This is a genomic window from Streptomyces griseoflavus (assembly GCF_014649995.1).
Taxonomy (GTDB): domain Bacteria; phylum Actinomycetota; class Actinomycetes; order Streptomycetales; family Streptomycetaceae; genus Streptomyces; species Streptomyces griseoflavus.
Genome location: NZ_BMUC01000005.1, coordinates 283,477 through 301,223, shown reverse-complemented (window position 1 = coordinate 301,223; position 17,747 = coordinate 283,477). Strand labels below are relative to the sequence as shown.

Genomic DNA, 17,747 nt, shown 5'->3' with positions numbered 1-17,747 from the left:
CCGAGCCCGAGGGACCCAGGAAGATGACCATGAAGACCCGGCCCGTGCTCGACCCGCCCGCGCTCGACGGGGTGGACCTCGCCGATCCGCTGCTGCACGCCCGCCACGACCTGGGCCCGCTGTGGCGCCGCCTGCGCGCCGAGGAGCCGGTGCACTGGCAGCCGGAGGGCGCGCACGGCCCGGGGTTCTGGGTGGTGAGCGGCCACTCCGACGCGTCCGCGGTGCTGGGCGACAGCGTGACGTTCACCTCCGAGCGGGGCAACGTGCTGGACACGCTGCTGGCGGGCGGCGACTCCGCTGCCGGGAAGATGCTGGCCGTCACCGACGGGCGCCCCCACCGGGGGCTGCGCAGCGCGCTGCTCAAGCCGTTCTCCCCGCGGTCCCTGGAGGTGGTCGTGGACAGCGTGCGGCGCGGCACCCGCCGGCTGGTCGCGGAGGCCGTCGAGCGGGGCACGGCGGACTTCGCCGCCGACGTCGCCGCGCACATCCCGCTGGCCGCGATCTGCGACCTGCTGGGCGTACCGGCCTCCGACCGGGGGCACATCATCTCCCTGACGTCGTCGGCGCTGTCCTCCGCGGACGGCGTGCCCGACGAGGAGGCCACCTGGTCCTCGCGCAACGGCCTGCTGCTGTACTTCTCCGAGCTGGCCGCCGAGCGGCGCAAGAAGCCCTACGACGACGTGGTCGGCCTGCTGGTCAACCGGGAGATCGACGGGCGTCCGCTGACGCACGAGGAGATCGTCTTCAACTGCTACAGCATCATCATGGGCGGTCACGAGACGACCCGCTTCGCCATGGTGGGGGCCGTGCACGCGCTGATGGAGCGGCCGGACCAGTGGCGGGCGCTGAAGTCCGGCGCCGCGGACACCTCGTCGGCGGTGGAGGAGGTGCTGCGCTGGACCACCCCGGCACTGCACAGCGGCCGCACCGCCACGCAGGACGTGCTGCTGGGCGACCAGTTCGTCGAGGAGGGTGACATCGTCACCGTCTGGATGGCCTCGGCCAACCGGGACGAGCGGGTCTTCGACCGGCCGGACGTCTTCGACCTGACCCGCTCCCCCAACAAGCACCTGTCCTTCGCGTACGGGCCGCACTTCTGCCTGGGCGCGTTCCTCGCCCGCGCGGAACTGTCGGCCCTGCTGGAGAGCCTGCGGGACCTGGTGGCCGAGGCGGAGCCCGCCGGGGAGCCGGAGTACGTGTACTCCAACTTCCTCAGCGGACTGTCAGCCCTGCCGGTCACCCTCCGCCCCGAGACCCTGTAGGCCGAGACGGCGCAGTTCCCCGGTCACGGCCGTCAGCGTCGCCTCCGGATGCGTGCGCGGGTAGGAGTGCCCGCCGGGGACCAGGCGCATCCGGGGCGGCGGCGTGCCGTACCCGGCCCACGGTTCGACCACGTCCGGGGCGGCGACGTCGTCGTCCGCCCCGGCCAGGACGGCGAGCGGGCAGCGCACCGGGGCCGGGCCGGGCAGGAGGTAGCGTTCGGCGATCTCCAGATCGGCCCGCACCGCGCGCAGCAGGTCGCTCAGGAAATCGGGGTACTCCAGCAGTTCCCCGGGCAGCCCCCCGTGCCGGTGCAGCCAGGCGGCCAGCTCCCGGTCGCTGCTTCCGGTGAGCAGCTTCCGGCCGAGCGGCAGGTGCGGGGCACGGTGGGCGGACACCACCAGCGCGGCCGGGGCGGGCAGGCCGCCCACGCTCTCGATGCGCCGCGTCAGCTCGTAGGCGACGACGGCGCCGAAGCTGTGCCCGAACAGCGCGTACGGCAGATCGAGTTCACCGCGCAGCCCGTCCAGGAGGGCGTCCACCAGCGGCTCCAGGGCGTACGGCACCGGTTCGTCGATGCGGGAGCCGCGGCCCGGCAGCTCCACCGGGGCGAGTTCGACGCCCCGCGGCAGGTGGGGACGCCAGACGGCGAAGGAGGCCGCGCTGCCTCCGGCGGGCGGCAGGCAGAACAGCCGGAGGCGGGGCCGTCCGGCGGCGTGCCGCCCGGCGATCCACGGCGCCGCCGGCTCCACGGGGTCAAGTGTGCTCATGCGGACCAGCCTTACCGCCGCCGGCGCGGGCCGGACAGGCAGAACGGCGGCAGTTTGCGCGGTAGCAACGCCGTCCGGTGCCAGGGGAGTTGCCGAGAGCCTGCCGGGGCCGTTACCTGGGGTGGGGCACTACCGCGTCCTAGCGTCGGCGCCATGACTCACACCCCTGCCGCAACCGCCACCGAGGCCGTGGCCCCCGTGGTGCTCGGGATGGCCCGGCTGATCGCCCCGCGCAAGCTCCCCGAGGTCACCGCGGAACACCACCTGATCGGCGACCTGGGCTTCCACTCGCTGGTCCTCGCCGAACTCGGCTACAACCTGGAGGACCTGTACGGTCTGCGGTCGCTGACCCCCGAGGAGGCGATGAAGCTGGAGCGGGTCGGCGACGTCGTCGACTTCGTCGTCTCCGAGGTGACGGCGGGCCACGCCACGCTGCCCACCGACGACGAGGTCGAACTGCTCCTCGCCCGTTACGACATCGGCGGCCCCACGGCATGACCGGTCAGGACGTCGACCGGCCGTCCCACGCGCTCGCCGCGGACCTGGACCGGGTCCTGGGCGATCCCGGCGCGGAGAGCGGCCCGTTCAGCTTCGCGGAGATCGTGGCGTACGAGGAGCGCGACGCGCTGCCGCCGGGGGCCGTGGACCTCCTGCGCTCCTGGGGCTTCGCCCGGTACCTGGTGCCGGAGGCGTTCGGCGGCGGGCTGCGCAATCTGGAACAGCTGTTCCTGCTGACCCGGGTGCTGGCCCGGCGCAACCTCACCGTGTCGGTGATGTTCGGCTCGGCGCTGCTCGGCGTCAACCCGGTGTGGCTGTGGGGCGACGAGGAGCAGCGTGAGCGGGTCGCGCGGGGCCTGCTCGACGGGGACCTGGCGTGCTTCGCCGTCTCCGAGCCCGACCACGGCAGCGACCTGGGCACCAACGAGACGGTCGCGGTGCCCGACGGTGACGGCTACCTCCTCACGGGAGACAAGTGGCCGGTGGGCAACGCGACCCGCGGCCGCTTCGTCACCGTGTACGCGAACGTCGAGGGCACCGGCTCGTCGCTGATGCTGCTCGACAAGTCGCAGCTCCCGGAGGGCAGCTGGGACAACCGTCCCTTCGTCCGCACGGTCGGGCTGCGGGGCCACGACCTCAGCGGCATCTCCTTCGACGGCACACCCGTTCCGGGCGGCAGTCTGCTCGGCCGTCCGGGCGGCGGCCTGGCCGGGATCCTCCAGGTGCTCCAGATCACGCGGACGGCGATCGGCGCGCTGTCGGTGGGCACGATGGACTCGGTGCTGCGGATCACGCTGCGCTACGCCCGCGAGCGGGAGCTGTACGGCGAGGCGATCTACCGGATCCCCGTGATCCGCCGGCATCTGGTCCGCGCCCACCTGGACCTGCTGATCGCCGAGTGCACCGCGCTGCCGGTGACGCGTTCGCTGTCGGTGGCGCCCTCCCGGCTGAGCCTGTGGTCGTCGGTGGTGAAGTACCTGGTGCCGACCCTCGCCGAGGAGGTCGTGGCGGAGGCCGGGCGGGTACTGGGCGCGCGGAGCTATCTGCGCGAGGAGGTCGCCTCGGGCGTCTTCCAGAAGCTCCAGCGCGACCACGCGATCGCGAGCATCTTCGAGGGCACCACGCACGTCAACCTGCACGGCATCGCCGCGCAGTTGCCGACGGTGGCGCGGATCGCGGACCGTCCGGCACGCGAGGGGAACACCGTGCTGCGGGACCTGTTCGACGATGCCCGTGAGGCTCCCGTCTGGCAGCCCTCGGGACGCGCGCTGCGGCTGACCAACGCCGCCGAGGACGAGATCACGCGCGGCTGGGAACCGGCGGTGGAGCGGGCACGGCTGATCGCCGGGCGGGAACTGCCACCGGCCGAGGCGGGCGCCCTCACCAAGGTCCTGGACCGGCTCTCCCTGCTGCGGGGCGGGTTCTACGCCCGGATCGCCGCGGGCACCCTGGACGCGACCACGGCCGAGGCGCAGGACGCCGCCGCCGAGCACTGCCTGTACCACGCGGCGGCCTCCTGCCTGTACACCTGGCTGTACTCGTTCGAGCAGGAGCGCACCGCGCCGGCCGGCACCGCCTGGCTGGTGCTGGTGCTCCAGCGGCTGCTGTCCCGCCTGGGTCACGCCACGGAGCCGGACGGGGACCTGCTGGAGCCGGTGGAGGAGCTGATGCTCGCGTGCCTGGACGGCCCCGAGCACTTCTCGCTCCGGGCGATCCGGGCGGCCTGCCGCACGGCCTGACCCGGAGCGCCGGGACGAAACCGGCCACCCGGACGCGGCGCCCGCGCCGGGGGCACCCCGTCCGGGTGCCCCCGCACCGGGCGGCCGTCGCTCCGCCCCGCCCCACCTCGGGAACGGCCCGGAGCAGCCCGCCCACTCCGGCACGGGAACCCACACCACGGGCACCCCGGTCACCGGGATCACAGCGGGCGGGCCACTTGTGACCCACCGTCGGCCGTCCGCCCGTCCCGAAACGGTGCGGAGCGCTCGGCCCCGCTTCCACACGGGAACCCACCCCAAGGGCCCGGCCCCGGGCGGGGCCGGGCGCTTTGCGGACGGGACGTCAGGCGGCGGAGTGCGCCGCGGAGACGGCACGGGCCCGGTACTCGTCCACGTCGGATCCGCACGGGGCGACGGACTGCTGCCGCGCGCGTTCCACCACGTGCCGGACGAGGGCGTGCACCCGGTACTGGTACTGCCCCTGACGCAGCGTCTGGACCAGCGACGCGTCGACGAGTTCGGCCAGCCGGTGGGACAGCTGGGGCGCCGAACCGGTGGAGCCCTGGTGGCCGGCGAGGACGTCGTCCAGCGAGAACGGGTCCGGCAGCGCGACCAGGTCGTGCAGCAGCTCCCGGTGGGGCGCGGGCAGCAGGTCGTAGCTCCAGCGAACACTGTCGGACAGGGTGCGGTGCGCGCTCAGCGCACCCGCGTCGACCTGGTCGAGCAGGTGGAACAGGTTCTCCTCCCGCAGCAGCGAGCTGAGCGGCAGGGACCGCAGCCGCTGCGCGGCGATCTCGATGGCCAGCGGCATGCCGTCCAGCAGGCGGCACAGCGCGGTGACCTGCGGCATGTGCGGGGCGAGGTCCAGCGTCGGAAGGCTGGAGCGGACCCGGCGCAGCAGCAGTTCCACCGCGCTCGGCACTCCGGCGTCGCCGTCCTCGGGGCCGTCCACCCGCAGCGGCTCGACCTCCCAGCCCTCGGCGGCCCCGGCGGCCAGGGCCCGGCGCGAGGTGACGAGCAGATGCAGCCCGGGGTGCTCGTCGAGGAGCCGGCGGGCGAGGCGGGCGGTCTGCCGGACGACGCGTTCGGCGCCGTCCAGGACGAGCAGCCGCCGCCCGGTGCCGCCGAGGTCGCCGGTCAGTCCCTCGGTGAGACGGTCCAGTTCGGCGCGGCTGCGCACCGGCTCGAGGTGTTCCGGCGGGCAGTCGCGCAGTTCGGCCACCGCGACGCCGTCCGGGAAGAGCGGACGCAGCCGGTACGCCGCCGCGAGCGCGAGCCGGGTCTTGCCGACGCCTCCGGGTCCGGTGAGGACCATCAGCCGGCTGCGCTGCGCGGAGGCCAGGATGTGCCGCATGTCGGTCTCGCGGCCCACCATCGGATCGCCGAGGGGCCGTGGTCCGTGCCACGGCACGGGTTGCGTCCGGTCGTGCTCGGGCCGGGTCCGCTGGGTGGGGACGAGCGAGCTGTCCCCGGAGTACCAGACGGTCGGGCCGGCGGGCGCGGCAGGGGCGCCGCCGAGGGCGTTGAGCAGCAGTTCGACGGAGCTCCGGCGGGGGTTGGTGTTGGAGCCGGTCTCCAGGTTCCTGATCGTGCGGACGCTGACCCCGGAACGCTCCGCGAGCTCTTCCTGCGTCCAGCCGGAAACCCGGCGCTGGTTAACCAGGAATTCACGTAGCTGATGTACGTCCATTCTGCCGAAGGAGAAAAATTCGGCGTGAATCACCATTGACAGAATCCCCCTTGGAAATCACACTTGCGCGACCTCCCGCGTCCATCCCCGTGTCCGTCCCCGTGGACATCTCGTACAGCGGCAGGCTGCGCCCCTCTTCGGCCGGTGGGCCGGCTCGGAACGATTGAGCCGATCCCCACAATGTCAACTGCGACACTTATTTGTTTTGGCCAAGAACGGACCCTACTCGACCAAAAGAACGAGCGGGAGTTCCCCTCTCGGCAGGAAAGCGTCACATGACCGCTTGCTGCCACCCACTGCCCGGCGGAAAACCCGCCGTCATCGGTCCGGACCAATCCGCGGCGGTCAGGCAGACCACGGCCACCAGGTAACCGGAACGCACCGCCCACCGCCCCTCGAACCGGTGCCGGCGCCCGGGCACCGTACCCCGGAACGAGCCATCTCCGGCCAGGCGCACCGCGAAGTCGCGGATGCCGTGACGGCGGCCCAGCCAGGGGGAGAACGCCTTGTACGACGCCTCCTTGGCGCAGAACGCCAGCCGGTCCGCCGGCACTCCGAGGGCCGCGCGCAGAGCGTCCGCCGACCGCCGTTCGGCGTCCGGCAGGAGTCGCGCGGCGACGACGGCGGGAAGCGGTTCGGCCGGTTCGGCGTCGACCCCGAGGGAGACGTACTCCCTGGCCGGGGCCACGACGGCCGCCCGGTAGCCGGGGCAGTGGGTCAGGCTGCCGACCGTGCCCCGGGGCCACCGCGGAGCACCCGACACATCCGGAACCAGTGGTTCCGGTGGGATGCCCAGCCGGGCCAGCGCCGTGCGCGCACAGCCCCGCACCGTGGCGAACTCACGCCTGCGCTCCTCCGACACGTCCCGCACCACGGCCCGTTCGGAGGGAAACAGGCAGGCTGCCGCCTCACCGGGCGCCGTGTCGCCGTACGCCTCGCACAGCTCGACGCCTTCGGGAACCAAGTGATCGAGCACCACGTCCCCCGCAGGAAAGATCGTCGGTTGATACGGTCGGCGCCGAAGATACTCCCTCACGTATGCGAACGACGTGTAGAGACGGTCGGCGGCCGAGGAGTTGGCGGATGACGGGGACGCGGGGTTGTGACTCCATGCTGCAGAGGTTAGGACTGGATCGAACCACCCAAAGGGTGTACATGCAGCTCATCACGGGACGATGCCGCGAAGCGGACGAACTCGCCGCCCACCTGGGCGTTCCGGCCGAGGACGTGCGCACGGCGCTGGAGCGGCTGGCGGAACTGGACCTGCTGCGGCCGACCGGTGAGGATTTCGGCGAGCTGGTGGATCCCCGCCTCGGCCTCAAAGCCCTGTTGCTGCGTCAGATGTCCGGGATCGAGGAGCGGCTGCGGGAGTTCGAGGAGGACCGGGCCGCCGTCACGACCCTCATCGACCGGTACGCCGAAGCGCGGCCCGGCGGCCGGGAGCCCGGTTTCGAGTACGTCAGCGGCCAGGCGGCCGTCACCGACCGGCTGCACGAGCTGTCGTGCGACGCGGCCACCGAGTGGCTGGCCCTCCTGCCGGACGGACCCGCCTCGGCGAGCTGGCTGGAACCCGCTCAGGAGACCCACCGGAAGGTCCTGGCCCGTGGTGTGGCGAACCGGGCGGTCACCACGGACAGCATCCGCGGTGACACCCGCCTCGCCCTGCGCGCCGTGTGGGAGGCCGAACCGGACTGCCAGGTGCGCACCGTTCCGTCGCTGCCCGTGCACCTGCTCCTCGTCGACCGCTCCCTGGCGCTGCTGCCCACCGACCCGCGCGACCCGTGGCACAAGGTCGTGCAGATCACCGTGCCGGGGGTCGTCGAGGCACTGATCTCCCTGTTCGAACGGTGCTGGGAGCACGCGGTACCGCTCGGCTCCAGCGGGCCGGGCCTCGACGAACACGGGCTCAGCCCCCGCGAGAAGGAACTGCTGCGCCTGATGGCACGCGGCCTCAACGACGAGGCGATCCGCCGGCGGCTGGGCGTCTCGCTGCGCACGGTGCGCAGGATCGTCGCCGAACTGTGCGTACGGCTGAAGGCGGCCAGCAGGTTCGAGGCGGGGTACCAGGCGGCCAAACGCGGCTGGATCTGACGGCTGCCGGAGGCGGCGGCAACATTTCCTCCCCCGTAATTGCCGGTGCGCTGCCTGGCCCGGCCGGTGCCGCTTCGACCAGCATGCAGGTCGGAGATCCGCGGCACCGGCCCGGACCAGCGAACGCGCGAACGGACGGGGAACGGACGACGATGGTGCGGTCACGTCCCGAGGACGCCGAACAGACCGAAGACTCCGGGCAGGCCGGCGGGGACACCGAACGGGGCGGGAAGCCGCCGTCGTTGTGGCGCGATCGCGACTACGCCATCTGGTGGTCCGGCGAGGGCCTGTCGGCGCTCGGCAACAGCGTCTCCACACTGGCCTTCCCCCTGCTCATGCTGCACGTGACCGGGTCGGCGGCCCAGGCGGGCACCATCACGGTGCTGCACATGCTGGGCCGGCTCGCCACGCTGGTGCTCGGCGGTGCCCTGTCGGACCGGGTGTCGCGGCGCCTCCTGCTGGGCCTGGCCGCACTGGTCGAGGCGCTGTCCATGGGCGTCGTCGCCTGGCTGGTGTACCGGGGCGACCCCTCGGTCCTGGGACTCGACGCGATGGCGCTGGTCAGCGGACTCGCGGCCGGACTGCGGTCCGGCGTGACGTCACCGGTGCTGCGCCGGCTCGTGCCGAAGGAGCGGATCGCCGACGCCACCGCGCAGGGCATGGGCCGCGACATGCTGGCCCAGCTCCTCGGCGCCCCCCTGGGCGGCCTGCTGTACTCGATGGCGCGCTGGGTGCCGTTCCTGTTCGACGCCATATCGTTCCTGTTCATCACCATCAGCTCCTTCCTCATCCGCCGCCCGCTGGGCCCGGACCGGCAGGACGACGGGGAGCGCCGGCCGGGCCTGGCCGCGGACGTCAAGGACGGGCTGCGCATGATCCGGCGCAGCGACTACCTGGTGTTCACGCTCGCCTGGGGCGCCGTGCTCAACGCGGTGGCGCAGGGCTTCACCCTGCTCTTCGTGGTCATGGTGACGCACCGGGGCGGCGGACCGACCACCATCGGCGCGGTGACCTCGCTGGCGGTGGCCGGCGGCGTGATCGGAGCCGTGCTGGGTCCGTGGCTGATGCGGCGGATCGGCGCCCGGCGCGTACTGCTGCTGTCCGCCTGGCTGTTCACCGCCTCCTTCGCCGCGGTCGCGGTCGCGCCCCGGCCCTGGCAGATCGGCCTGGTGATGATGGTCGGCATGACGAGCATGATCCCGATGAACGTGGTCACCGAGTCCTACGAGGTCCGGCTGGTGCCGGACGCGTACCTGGGACGGGTCGCCGCCACCGGGCAGTTCGGCTTCCAGGCGGTGCAGTGGACCGGACCGCTGGTGGCCGGTGTACTCGCCGACTCGCTGGGCGTGGAGTCGGCCGTGCTGATCCTGGCCGCCGCCATGGCCGTCCTGGCGCTCACCCTGCACCTGGGCCGGCGCCGCCTCGCCCTCCTGGACATTCCGCTGGAGGAGGTCCAGGAGCTCTCCACCGATGACGCCGGACCCGGGGAGGGAACCGCGGACGGCGCCGTTCTGATCCGATCGTCGAAGGACCGGACGGGCTGATCCACCCGCGCCGGCAGGGAAGGAAGCACGCATGGGCACGTCACCGGAGTTGGGCATCGTCGCCACGGGCATGGCCTTCGGCGAGCGACTCGACGTGGCGGCGACGGCGGCCGACTACGTTCCCGATCCCGAGGCGGTCACGGCCCTCGGCTACCGGACCTACCACCGCGCCGCACCCGGCGTCACCGCGGTCGACCTGGCCGCCGGGGCCGCGCGGGAGGCCCTGGAGAACGCCGACGTCACCGCCGCCGACCTCGACCTGATCGTCGTCGGCAACTCCGACGTGCCGGACTACCTGGGCTGGGACCCCTCGGCGGCCGTGGCGCGCGCCCTGGGCGCGCACTCCACGCCCACCACGCTGTTCACGCAGGCCTGCGCGGCGTGGGCACCCGCCCTGGACCACGCCGCCGGCGCGATGGCCCTGTCCCCCGGCGTCGAGACCGCGCTGGTCGTCCTGGTCAACGTGATGAGCGAGGCGCACGGCAACCGGATGGACTTCAACGGCTGCGTCGCCAGCGACGGAGCCGTCGCCGCCGTCGTCCGCCGCGGGCACCCGCGGCTGCGCCGGCTGTCCTCGGCGCAGTTCACCAACCCGGAGTACGCGGACCTGTTCCGCATCGAGTACGGCGGAGCCGCCGTGCCGCTGCCGCCGCCGGGAAGCGGACTGAAGGACGTCAGCCCGATGGCCTCCGTCTACCGGCACTTCGACCGGGACCCGGAGCGCTTCCAGGCGTTCCTGAAGGAAACCACGGGGCGGATCGCGGACGTCGTCGACGAGGCCCTGGCCCGCGCGGGACGGGACCGGTCCGAACTGACCCGGCTGATCCACATCAACGACAACCAGCAGACGTTCCGGGCGGTCGCCGACGCCGTCGGCATGCCCCTCACCCGTACCAACGCCGAACTGGCCCGCTCCCTGGGCCACATGGGCTGCGCCGACCAACTGGTCTGCCTCTGGCGGCACATCGAGGCCGGCGAACTGGCCCTCGGGGACCTGGTGGCCCTCACCGGCGTCGCGTCCCCCGGGATGCACTGGTTCTGCACGCTCGTCGAAGTGTGAGCCGGCGCGCCCAGCACGTCAGCACCTGCGAAAGGACGTACCGAAACATGGCCGCCGATCCGCCGTCCGCGCCGGTGATGCCTCCCGCCCCCTCCGAGGCGGACATCGCCGGCTTCCTCGTCGAGCGCTTCCTTCCCGGTCTCGACGCCACCGATCTCGACCCGGAGTACGACCTGCTCGCCACCGCGGTGATCGACAGCCTCGCGGTCCTGCACATCGCGGCCTGGCTGACGGACGAGCACGGTGTCGACCTGCCCGACGAGGAACTCGTCGGACGCAACTTCCGCACCGTGCGCGCCATCCGGGCCACCGCCGGGCGGGCGGTGGCCGGGACGGGGCGCTCATGACCGCCCCCGCGCCCCTCGCCGCGGCGTTCACCGCCCGGGCCGCCGAGCGGCCGTCCGCCCCCGCGCTCGTCTGGGAGGACCGGACCACCACGTACGGGGAGCTGCACGCCATGGCCTGCCGGGCCCGCGCCCAGGTGGAGGCCGCCGCGCCGCAGACCGGCCGCCCGGTGGGCCTGCGGCTGCGGAAGTCGCCGGAGGCGGTGGCCCTCGTCCTGGGCTGTCTGATGGCAGGCCGCGGCTTCCTGCTGCCCTCCCACGAACTGCCCGACCTGCCGCTCAAGGAGCTGTACGGGCAGGCCGGATGCGCGGTGGTCCTCGGGCTGGCCGGCGATCCGCTGGTGGACGTCGTGGTCGACCCGTCCGCGGCCGCTCCGGGCGACGGCAGCGGGGACCCGCGCCCGCCCGCCGAGGTCGCCGACGGCGACACCGGCTTCCTGCTGACCACGTCCGGTTCGACGGGCCTGCCGAAGATCGTGCCGCTGTCCCAGGGGGCGGTGGCCCGGTTCACCGCGTGGGCGGCGGACACCTTCCCGCTCGGGCCGGGCGCCACGGTCCTCAACTACGCGCCGCTCAACTTCGACCTGTGCCTGCTGGACGTGTGGAGCACCCTCGCGCACGGCGGGACGGTGGTGCTGGCCGACCCCGAGCGGGGCACCTCGGCGCGCTATCTGCACGGCCTGGTCACCGGCCACCGCGTCACGCTGATCCAGGGCGTTCCCCTGCTGTTCGAGCTGCTCTCGCGGGCCGCGGCGGAGGCGGGCCCTCTGACCACCGCGCGGCACCTGGTCTTCGCCGGGGAGGCGATGCCGGCCCGGGTGCTGGCGGGTCTGCCCCCGGTGTTCCCGAGCGCCCGCTGGTTCAACAACTACGGCTGCACCGAGACGAACAACAGCTTCCTGCACGAGGTGGACCGCGGCGGACCGGTCACCGCCCCGCTGCCGATCGGCCGCCCGCTGCCGGGCGTCCGCTGGCTGGTCACCGGGGACGACGGGCGCGCCCTGGCCGGTCCCGGCCAGGGGGAACTGCTCGTCAGCACGCCGTTCCAGACCACGGGTTACGTCAACGTGCCCGGCGGCCCGAAGTTCGCCCCGCACCGCGACGGCGTGCCCGGGGTGGTGTACTACCGCAGCGGCGACATCGTCCGGTGGCACGAGGACGGTTCGCTGAGCGTGCTCGGGCGCACCGACCACATGGTCAAGGTGCGCGGCACCCAGGTCAGCACCCAGCACGTCGAGAGCGTCCTGCTGGAGCACCCGGCCGTCGCCGAGGCGGCCGTCGTCGCGCTCCCCGACCCGGTCGCCGGCCACCGTCTGCACGCGACCGTGCGGCCGGTCGCGCCCGGCTCCGTCGGTGTCCTGGCCCTGCGTCAGTACTGTGCGGAGCGGTCGGTGCGGGCGGCCGTGCCGAGCGTGTTCGAGATGGTGTCCGAGCCGTTGCCGAGGACGTCGACGGGGAAGGTCGACCGCAACCGGATCCGGGCCGGGCTGAGCACGGCGTGAGCCGAGCCCGAAGGAGGGCTGCCCGGTCGTGACCGGGCAGCCCCCCTTCCGTTCGTTCCCCGCGGTCAGCGCAGCGCCGTGCGGTACGCCTTGGCCACCGAGGTGACGCCGATGGCGAGCACGATGAGCGCCGCCCCGCCGTAGACCGATTCCTGCGACTCCCAGAGGGTCGTGGCGTCGGCGAGGAAGTCGGGGTTGAACAGCTCCTGCCGGTACAGCACCCAGGCCAGCGGCAGCGTGAACACCGCGTGGGCGAGCGCGTACCAGCCGGCCAGCCGGACGGTCCAGCCCTGCCCGGCCACCCGTGCCACCCCGACCACCGCGAGACCGGCGAGACCGGCCAGGACCGGCCAGAGCCAGCCCGACCACAGGTCCGGGTTCAGCACCTCCAGGTGCTCCCCGTCGTCCGCCCGGTACGGCTCGGCGGTGTGCTGCCAGACGATCAGGGCGAACAGCAGCACGTTCCACGCCACGGCGGCCAGGGCCGCGACACCGCCCTTGTCCTGCTGCGGGACGTCGGGCAGTTCGTCCGGCGTCCAGCGGTCGCCCGTGGTGCCGCGGCGATACCTGATCCGCTCGTTCACCGCGAACACCACCGTGATCGCGGCGACCAGCTGGGCGCCGACGCCTATCAGCGTGCCGGCGCCGACGCGCACGGCGTCGCCGAGGCCGCCGCCGTCGGCCACCTCCAGCAGGGCGAGCCCGAGGGAGAGGACCGGCAGCACGCCGGCCACCAGGGTGGTCAACACCCGTACGTAGGCCGGGTACAGGTCGGGGCCGATCAGGACCAGCGGCCGTTCGGTGTACTGGGCCGCGTACCGCACCGGGTCCCCCAGTTCGCCGAGCACCTCCCGTTCGGCCGCCTGGTGGTCGTCGCCACCCCGGCCGTCGATGGTGTCGGCGATGGTGGCGCGGAGCTCTTGGGCCACGTCGTCACGCTGGTCCGCCGGAAGCCGCCGGACGACCTCGTGGACGTAGCGCTCGGTGAGCACCCCCGTACTCATTCGTTCTCCTTGGTGAGTCGTGAGATCGAAGCGACAAGGTCCTGCCATTCACGCACCAGGCCCTCCCGGACGCGGGATCCGTCGGGGCTGACGCGGTAGAACTTGCGGGGCCGGGACTCGTCGGTGTTCCACTCGCTGGTCAGCAGCCCTTGTTTCTCCAGGCGCCGCAGCAGTGGGTACAGCGTGTTTCCGTCGACGGTGACCCCCGCGTCGTCGAGCGTCTCCAGGAGCGCATAGCCGTACTGCGGTTTCCGGAGCAGCGCCAGACAGGCGAGCACCACCGTCCCGCGGCGCAGTTCCTGCGCCTGGCTCAGGGTCAGTTCTTCTACGGACACAACCCACACGATACTGTGTGCCGCACACTAATGTCACCCCCCGAACAATGTGGATGTTCCCCTCCGGGGGTTCCCGGGTGGACGTCTCACTGTCCGCGCGCTCCCGGTGGCCGCTTGTCACCGGACCGGGACGGGCACTACTGTCGCCACGCCTTGGTGACGGGAAATCGGTGCGATACCGGTGCGGCCCTCGCCACTGTGATCGGGAAGTCCGGCTCCGGCCCTCACGGGCAGCCACTGGGTCCTTCGGGACCCGGGAAGGCGGAGCACGGGCGGTGGTACCCGTCAGCCAGGAGACCGGCCAAGGCGCGTCAACCATCCACGAGGTGCTGGAGAGGGTCTGCTGAGCCATGCACATAGCCGAGGGTTTTCTGCCACCGGTGCACGCGGTCGCCTGGGGCGCCGCGTCGGCGCCGTTCGTCGTCCACGGAGCCCGGTCGCTCATCCGTGAAGTGAGGGAACACCCCGAGAGCACGCTGCTGCTGGGCGCCTCGGGAGCGTTCACCTTCGTCCTGTCCGCGCTGAAACTTCCGTCGGTGACGGGAAGCTGCTCCCACCCCACCGGCACGGGACTCGGCGCGATCCTGTTCCGGCCGCCGGTCATGGCGGTGCTGGGCACCATCACCCTGCTGTTCCAGGCGCTGCTGCTCGCCCACGGCGGGCTGACCACGCTCGGCGCCAACGTCTTCTCGATGGCCGTCGTCGGCCCGTGGGCCGGGTACGGCCTCTACCGGCTGCTGCGCCGCTCGGGCGTGCCGCTGATGGCCGCGGTGTTCTTCGGCGCGTTCGCCGCCGACCTGTCGACGTACTGCGTGACGAGCGTGCAGCTGGCGCTCGCCTTCCCCGACCCGGGCAGCGGATTCACCGGCGCCCTGGCCAAGTTCGGTGCCGTCTTCGCGCTGACGCAGATCCCGCTCGCGGTCAGCGAGGGCCTGCTGACCGTGCTGGTGATGCGCATGCTGGTGCAGTCCAGCCGGGGCGAACTGACCCGGCTGGGAGTGCTGGTGACGTCGGTGGCCGGGCGGAAGCCGGCGAAGCCGTCCGGGGCGGTGACCCCGTGAGCCGCGACGCGAGGATCAACACGGTGCTGCTGCTCCTGGTGGCCGCGCTCGCGGCGCTGCCGCTGGTGCTCGGGCTCGGCGACCACAAGGAGGAGCCGTTCACCGGAGCGGACGCCGAGGCGGAGACGGCGATCACCGAGATCGACCCGGACTACGAGCCGTGGTTCTCCCCCTTGTACGAACCGCCGTCCGGTGAGGTCGAGTCGGCGCTGTTCGCCCTCCAGGCGGCGATCGGCGCGGGTGTCCTCGCCTACTACTTCGGACTGCGGCGCGGGCGGCGGCAGGGCGAGGACCGGGCGCGGGAGCAGGCCGGGCCGGGCGCGGGAGCCGGCCCCGGGGACGGGGACGGGGCCGTCCCCGAGCGGACGGTCTGACGGCCGGTGCTGCCGATCGACGCGGCGGCGCACAGCAGTCGCTGGCGCCGCCGCCATCCCCTGGACAAGGCCGTGCTGGGGCTCGGCCTCACCGTGCTGGCCGTCTCGCTGCCGCCCTGGCCGGGCGCGGCCCTGGTCCTGGTGACCGCGCTCGCGGTGCTGCTCGGCCCGGCGGGGGTGCCGGGGCGCCGGCTGTGGCGGGCGTACCGGGTGCCGCTGGGCTTCTGCGTCACCGGGGCGCTCACCCTGCTGGTGCGGGTGGGCGGACCGGGCGGCTTGGTGTCACCGGCCGACGACGGGCCGCTGCGCGCCGCGGAGTTGCTGCTGCGCACGTCGGCGGCGTCCCTCGGGGTGCTGCTGTTCGCGTTCACCACTCCCCTGTCGGATCTGCTGCCGCGCCTGGTGCGGGCGGGCGTGCCCGCGCCGCTCGTGGACGTGGCGCTGGTGACGTACCGGATGAGCTTCCTGCTGCTCGACTCCGTACGGCGGGTCCGCCAGGCGCAGGCGGCGCGCCTCGGGCACACCACCCGGGCGGCGACGTGGCGCTCCCTGGGCGGGCTCGGGGCGACGGCGTTCGTGCGGTCCTTCGACCGGGCGGCACGGCTGCAGTCCGGACTCGCCGGGCGCGGCTACGACGGCACCCTGCGCGTGCTGGTGCCCGAGGCCCGGGTCTCCGTGCGGTTCACGGCGCTGAGCGTGGCGCTCCTGGCGGCGCTGGCCGCCCTCACCCTCGTACTGGAAAGGTCCTTCTCGTGAGCGAGTCCGTGCTGGTGGCGCTGCGGGACGCGTCGTTCGCCTACGAGGACGGCCCGCCCGTGCTCGGCGGCCTCGACTTCGAGGTGCGCGAGGGCCGGGCGCTGGCCCTGCTGGGACGCAACGGCAGCGGCAAGACGACACTGATGCGGCTGCTGAGCGGCGGACTGCGCCCGACCGGCGGCGAGTTGACCGTCGGGGGCCGGCCGGTGCGCTACGACCGGAAGGGTCTGACGGCACTGCGCACCACCGTGCAGCTGGTGGTGCAGGATCCCGACGACCAGTTGTTCGCCGCCTCGGTCGGGCAGGACGTGTCGTTCGGGCCGCTGAACCTCGGCCTGTCCGACGCGCAGGTACGCGACCGGGTGACTCAGGCGCTGGCCGCGCTGGACATCACGGCCCTCGCCGACCGGCCCACGCACCTGCTCTCCTACGGGCAGCGCAAGCGGACGGCGATCGCGGGCGCGGTCGCCATGCGGCCCCGCGTCCTGATCCTGGACGAGCCGACGGCCGGCCTCGACCCGGACGGCCAGGAGCGTCTGCTCGCCACCCTGGACGGGCTGCGCGAGGGCGGCACCACCGTGGTGATGGCCACCCACGACGTGGATCTCGCCCTGCGCTGGGCCGACGACGCGGCCCTGCTGACCCCGGCGGGGGTCGGCCGCGGCCCCGTCGCGGAACTGCTGGCCCGTACGGACCTGCTGCGCGCCGCCGGTCTGCGGCTGCCGTGGGGTGTGGCGGCCGGGCTGTTCCTGCGGGCGCGGGGACTGACGGCCGACGCGGCCGCCGGTCCCCGCACCCCACAGGAGCTGGCGGCCCTGGCCGCCCTCCCGGCCTCCGGCCGCCCGCGGGGCGGACCCGGGGCCGGGGGCCCGTCCTAGACGGCCGAGCGGAAGGCGGGCAGGTATCCGCTCGACTGGCCGACGGCCTTCGGGTGGTAGGAGTTGCCGATCGGGAAGGTCACGCTGTGCAGCCACGCGTCGCCCGAGCAGAGCTCGTGTCCGGTGAACTCGTCCACCACGCTGGAGTAGGCGAACCCGGAGTTGGCCGCCCGCTTGGCGATCACCCCGTTCAGCACGTTGGCGGCGTCGTTGATCGCGCCGCGCTCGGTCTCGGTGAGGCCGGCGATGCAACTGCCCGACAGCTTGTAGAAGCGCGGGTATCCGAGGACCACCACGCGCGCCTGCGGAGAACGCGAGCGGATGCCGGAGTACAGCGAGTCGAGCTTGCCCGGGAGGCTGCTCTGCATCTGCGAGACCGCGGTGTTGACCCGGGAGACGCAGGTCGCCTCGCTCTGCAGCACGCAGGTCTGCATGACGTCCGCGAAGCCGACGTCGTTGCCGCCCGCGGTGACGCTGACGAGGGTGGTGGAGGAGGACAGCGCGCTCAGCTGGGTGCCGGCCACGCTCGTCGTCGTCGCGCCCGAGCAGGCGACGAACTTGAACGACGCCGGGGCGTTGGCGTTCTTCCACAGCTGGGGGTAGGCAGCGGTGCTGCGCTTGCAGTCACCGCTCTCGGACGTGTAGCTCCCGGCGCCCACACCGGAGGAATAGGAATCGCCGAGCGCCACGTAGTTGTGGCCGGCGGCCGCGGCGGGTTGCGCCAGGCCGAGTACGGTCGCGGCACCCAGGATGAGGGTGGCGAGAGTTGCTCCGAGGGAACGCGTTGACACGTGTTTCCGCCCTTCACGAACGAAACGCACAGGAGTAGTTGAGGAAGCAAGAAGGGTTGTAGCAGGCTTCG

18 protein-coding genes and 1 riboswitch are annotated in these 17,747 nt (G+C 73.0%); of the genes, 12 read left to right on the top strand and 6 right to left on the bottom strand.

The features are described from left to right. The first annotated feature begins 23 nt into the window (after positions 1-23). Positions 24-1,262: a cytochrome P450 gene (locus tag IE172_RS14165; protein ID WP_229886030.1), complete on the top strand. Its 1,239-nt coding sequence runs from the start codon at positions 24-26 to the stop codon at positions 1,260-1,262. Here IE172_RS14165 and IE172_RS14160 read toward each other — a convergent pair. Continuing rightward, entirely contained in the window at positions 1,224-2,030 is an 807-nt protein-coding gene (locus IE172_RS14160) for a thioesterase II family protein (RefSeq protein WP_190097562.1), read from the bottom strand. The two genes, IE172_RS14165 and IE172_RS14160, sit on opposite strands and share 39 nt — an antisense overlap. A gap of 153 nt (positions 2,031-2,183) precedes the next feature. Here IE172_RS14160 and IE172_RS14155 point away from each other — a divergent pair, with 153 nt between their 5' ends. Next, on the top strand, positions 2,184-2,528 hold the full coding sequence (locus IE172_RS14155; protein WP_190097561.1) for an acyl carrier protein: 345 nt from the start codon (positions 2,184-2,186) through the stop codon (positions 2,526-2,528). After that, complete coding sequence (locus IE172_RS14150) at positions 2,525-4,267, top strand: acyl-CoA dehydrogenase family protein (RefSeq protein ID WP_190097560.1); 1,743 nt, start codon at positions 2,525-2,527, stop codon at positions 4,265-4,267. Before IE172_RS14155 ends, IE172_RS14150 begins: the two co-directional genes overlap by 4 nt. Before the next feature lie 322 nt (positions 4,268-4,589). Here the strand turns inward: IE172_RS14150 and IE172_RS14145 are convergent, their stop codons facing one another. After that, positions 4,590-5,936 carry an ATP-binding protein gene (locus IE172_RS14145; RefSeq protein WP_229886028.1) on the bottom strand — a complete coding sequence of 449 codons (1,347 nt, stop codon included), beginning with the start codon at positions 5,934-5,936 and terminating at the stop codon, positions 4,590-4,592. 271 nt (positions 5,937-6,207) lie between these two features. Further along, on the bottom strand, positions 6,208-6,915 hold the full coding sequence (locus tag IE172_RS14140) for a 4'-phosphopantetheinyl transferase family protein (RefSeq protein ID WP_229886026.1): 708 nt from the start codon (positions 6,913-6,915) through the stop codon (positions 6,208-6,210). Between the two features lie 176 nt (positions 6,916-7,091). On the opposite strand from IE172_RS14140, the gene IE172_RS14135 reads away from it, so the two are divergent. The 5 genes from IE172_RS14135 to IE172_RS14115 all read left to right on the top strand — a co-directional run bounded on the left by IE172_RS14135 (position 7,092) and on the right by IE172_RS14115 (position 12,477). Further along, complete coding sequence (locus tag IE172_RS14135) at positions 7,092-8,027, top strand: helix-turn-helix transcriptional regulator (RefSeq protein WP_190097557.1); 936 nt, start codon at positions 7,092-7,094, stop codon at positions 8,025-8,027. Between the two features lie 152 nt (positions 8,028-8,179). Continuing rightward, entirely contained in the window at positions 8,180-9,571 is a 1,392-nt protein-coding gene (locus IE172_RS14130) for an MFS transporter (protein WP_190097556.1), read from the top strand. A gap of 31 nt (positions 9,572-9,602) precedes the next feature. Further along, on the top strand, positions 9,603-10,631 hold the full coding sequence (locus IE172_RS14125; RefSeq protein WP_190097555.1) for a 3-oxoacyl-ACP synthase III family protein: 1,029 nt from the start codon (positions 9,603-9,605) through the stop codon (positions 10,629-10,631). Between the two features lie 47 nt (positions 10,632-10,678). Then, the gene (locus IE172_RS14120) at positions 10,679-10,978 is read left to right on the top strand and encodes an acyl carrier protein (RefSeq protein WP_190097554.1); all 300 of its coding nucleotides are present in this window, start codon (positions 10,679-10,681) and stop codon (positions 10,976-10,978) included. Beyond that, positions 10,975-12,477: an AMP-binding protein gene (locus tag IE172_RS14115; protein ID WP_190097553.1), complete on the top strand. Its 1,503-nt coding sequence runs from the start codon at positions 10,975-10,977 to the stop codon at positions 12,475-12,477. The genes IE172_RS14120 and IE172_RS14115 overlap by 4 nt, the downstream gene beginning before the upstream one ends. A 65-nt stretch (positions 12,478-12,542) precedes the next feature. Here IE172_RS14115 and IE172_RS14110 read toward each other — a convergent pair whose 3' ends face one another. Both IE172_RS14110 and IE172_RS14105 read right to left on the bottom strand, forming a co-directional pair. Further along, positions 12,543-13,481 carry an HAAS signaling domain-containing protein gene (locus tag IE172_RS14110; RefSeq protein ID WP_190097552.1) on the bottom strand — a complete coding sequence of 313 codons (939 nt, stop codon included), beginning with the start codon at positions 13,479-13,481 and terminating at the stop codon, positions 12,543-12,545. Next, positions 13,478-13,816 carry a PadR family transcriptional regulator gene (locus tag IE172_RS14105; protein ID WP_190097551.1) on the bottom strand — a complete coding sequence of 113 codons (339 nt, stop codon included), beginning with the start codon at positions 13,814-13,816 and terminating at the stop codon, positions 13,478-13,480. Before IE172_RS14105 ends, IE172_RS14110 begins: the two co-directional genes overlap by 4 nt. Positions 13,817-13,953: 137 nt before the next feature. Continuing rightward, positions 13,954-14,136: riboswitch (cobalamin riboswitch) on the top strand. Positions 14,137-14,166: 30 nt separating this feature from the next. Between IE172_RS14105 and IE172_RS14100 the strand changes: the two genes are divergently transcribed. From IE172_RS14100 to IE172_RS14085, 4 genes are read left to right on the top strand one after another with little or no spacing between them, the layout of a single operon-like run. Beyond that, complete coding sequence (locus IE172_RS14100) at positions 14,167-14,877, top strand: energy-coupling factor ABC transporter permease (protein ID WP_190097550.1); 711 nt, start codon at positions 14,167-14,169, stop codon at positions 14,875-14,877. Next, positions 14,874-15,251, top strand: coding sequence for an energy-coupling factor ABC transporter substrate-binding protein (locus IE172_RS14095; RefSeq protein WP_190097549.1), 378 nt, complete (start codon positions 14,874-14,876; stop codon positions 15,249-15,251). Before IE172_RS14100 ends, IE172_RS14095 begins: the two co-directional genes overlap by 4 nt. Positions 15,252-15,257: 6 nt before the next feature. Then, positions 15,258-16,007 (top strand): cobalt ECF transporter T component CbiQ, encoded by a 750-nt coding sequence (gene cbiQ / locus IE172_RS14090; protein ID WP_190097548.1) that lies wholly within the window; start codon positions 15,258-15,260, stop codon positions 16,005-16,007. Further along, positions 16,004-16,885 carry an energy-coupling factor ABC transporter ATP-binding protein gene (locus tag IE172_RS14085; RefSeq protein ID WP_190097547.1) on the top strand — a complete coding sequence of 294 codons (882 nt, stop codon included), beginning with the start codon at positions 16,004-16,006 and terminating at the stop codon, positions 16,883-16,885. The genes cbiQ and IE172_RS14085 overlap by 4 nt, the downstream gene beginning before the upstream one ends. Here IE172_RS14085 and IE172_RS14080 read toward each other — a convergent pair. Next, positions 16,882-17,676, bottom strand: a complete 795-nt coding sequence (locus IE172_RS14080; RefSeq protein ID WP_190097546.1) for an SGNH/GDSL hydrolase family protein — start codon at positions 17,674-17,676, stop codon at positions 16,882-16,884. The two genes, IE172_RS14085 and IE172_RS14080, sit on opposite strands and share 4 nt — an antisense overlap. Between the last annotated feature and the right edge of the window lie 71 nt (positions 17,677-17,747).

Bases quoted from the DNA above. Each gene is read 5' to 3' on its own strand.
- IE172_RS14165 (WP_229886030.1), top strand. From the start codon at position 24: ATGACCATGAAGACCCGGCCCGTGCTCGACCCGCCCGCGCTCGACGGG.
- IE172_RS14160 (WP_190097562.1), bottom strand. From the start codon at position 2,030: ATGAGCACACTTGACCCCGTGGAGCCGGCGGCGCCGTGGATCGCCGGG.
- IE172_RS14155 (WP_190097561.1), top strand. From the start codon at position 2,184: ATGACTCACACCCCTGCCGCAACCGCCACCGAGGCCGTGGCCCCCGTG.
- IE172_RS14150 (WP_190097560.1), top strand. From the start codon at position 2,525: ATGACCGGTCAGGACGTCGACCGGCCGTCCCACGCGCTCGCCGCGGAC.
- IE172_RS14145 (WP_229886028.1), bottom strand. From the start codon at position 5,936: ATGGACGTACATCAGCTACGTGAATTCCTGGTTAACCAGCGCCGGGTT.
- IE172_RS14135 (WP_190097557.1), top strand. From the start codon at position 7,092: ATGCAGCTCATCACGGGACGATGCCGCGAAGCGGACGAACTCGCCGCC.
- IE172_RS14130 (WP_190097556.1), top strand. From the start codon at position 8,180: ATGGTGCGGTCACGTCCCGAGGACGCCGAACAGACCGAAGACTCCGGG.
- IE172_RS14125 (WP_190097555.1), top strand. From the start codon at position 9,603: ATGGGCACGTCACCGGAGTTGGGCATCGTCGCCACGGGCATGGCCTTC.
- IE172_RS14120 (WP_190097554.1), top strand. From the start codon at position 10,679: ATGGCCGCCGATCCGCCGTCCGCGCCGGTGATGCCTCCCGCCCCCTCC.
- IE172_RS14115 (WP_190097553.1), top strand. From the start codon at position 10,975: ATGACCGCCCCCGCGCCCCTCGCCGCGGCGTTCACCGCCCGGGCCGCC.
- IE172_RS14110 (WP_190097552.1), bottom strand. From the start codon at position 13,481: ATGAGTACGGGGGTGCTCACCGAGCGCTACGTCCACGAGGTCGTCCGG.
- IE172_RS14100 (WP_190097550.1), top strand. From the start codon at position 14,167: ATGCACATAGCCGAGGGTTTTCTGCCACCGGTGCACGCGGTCGCCTGG.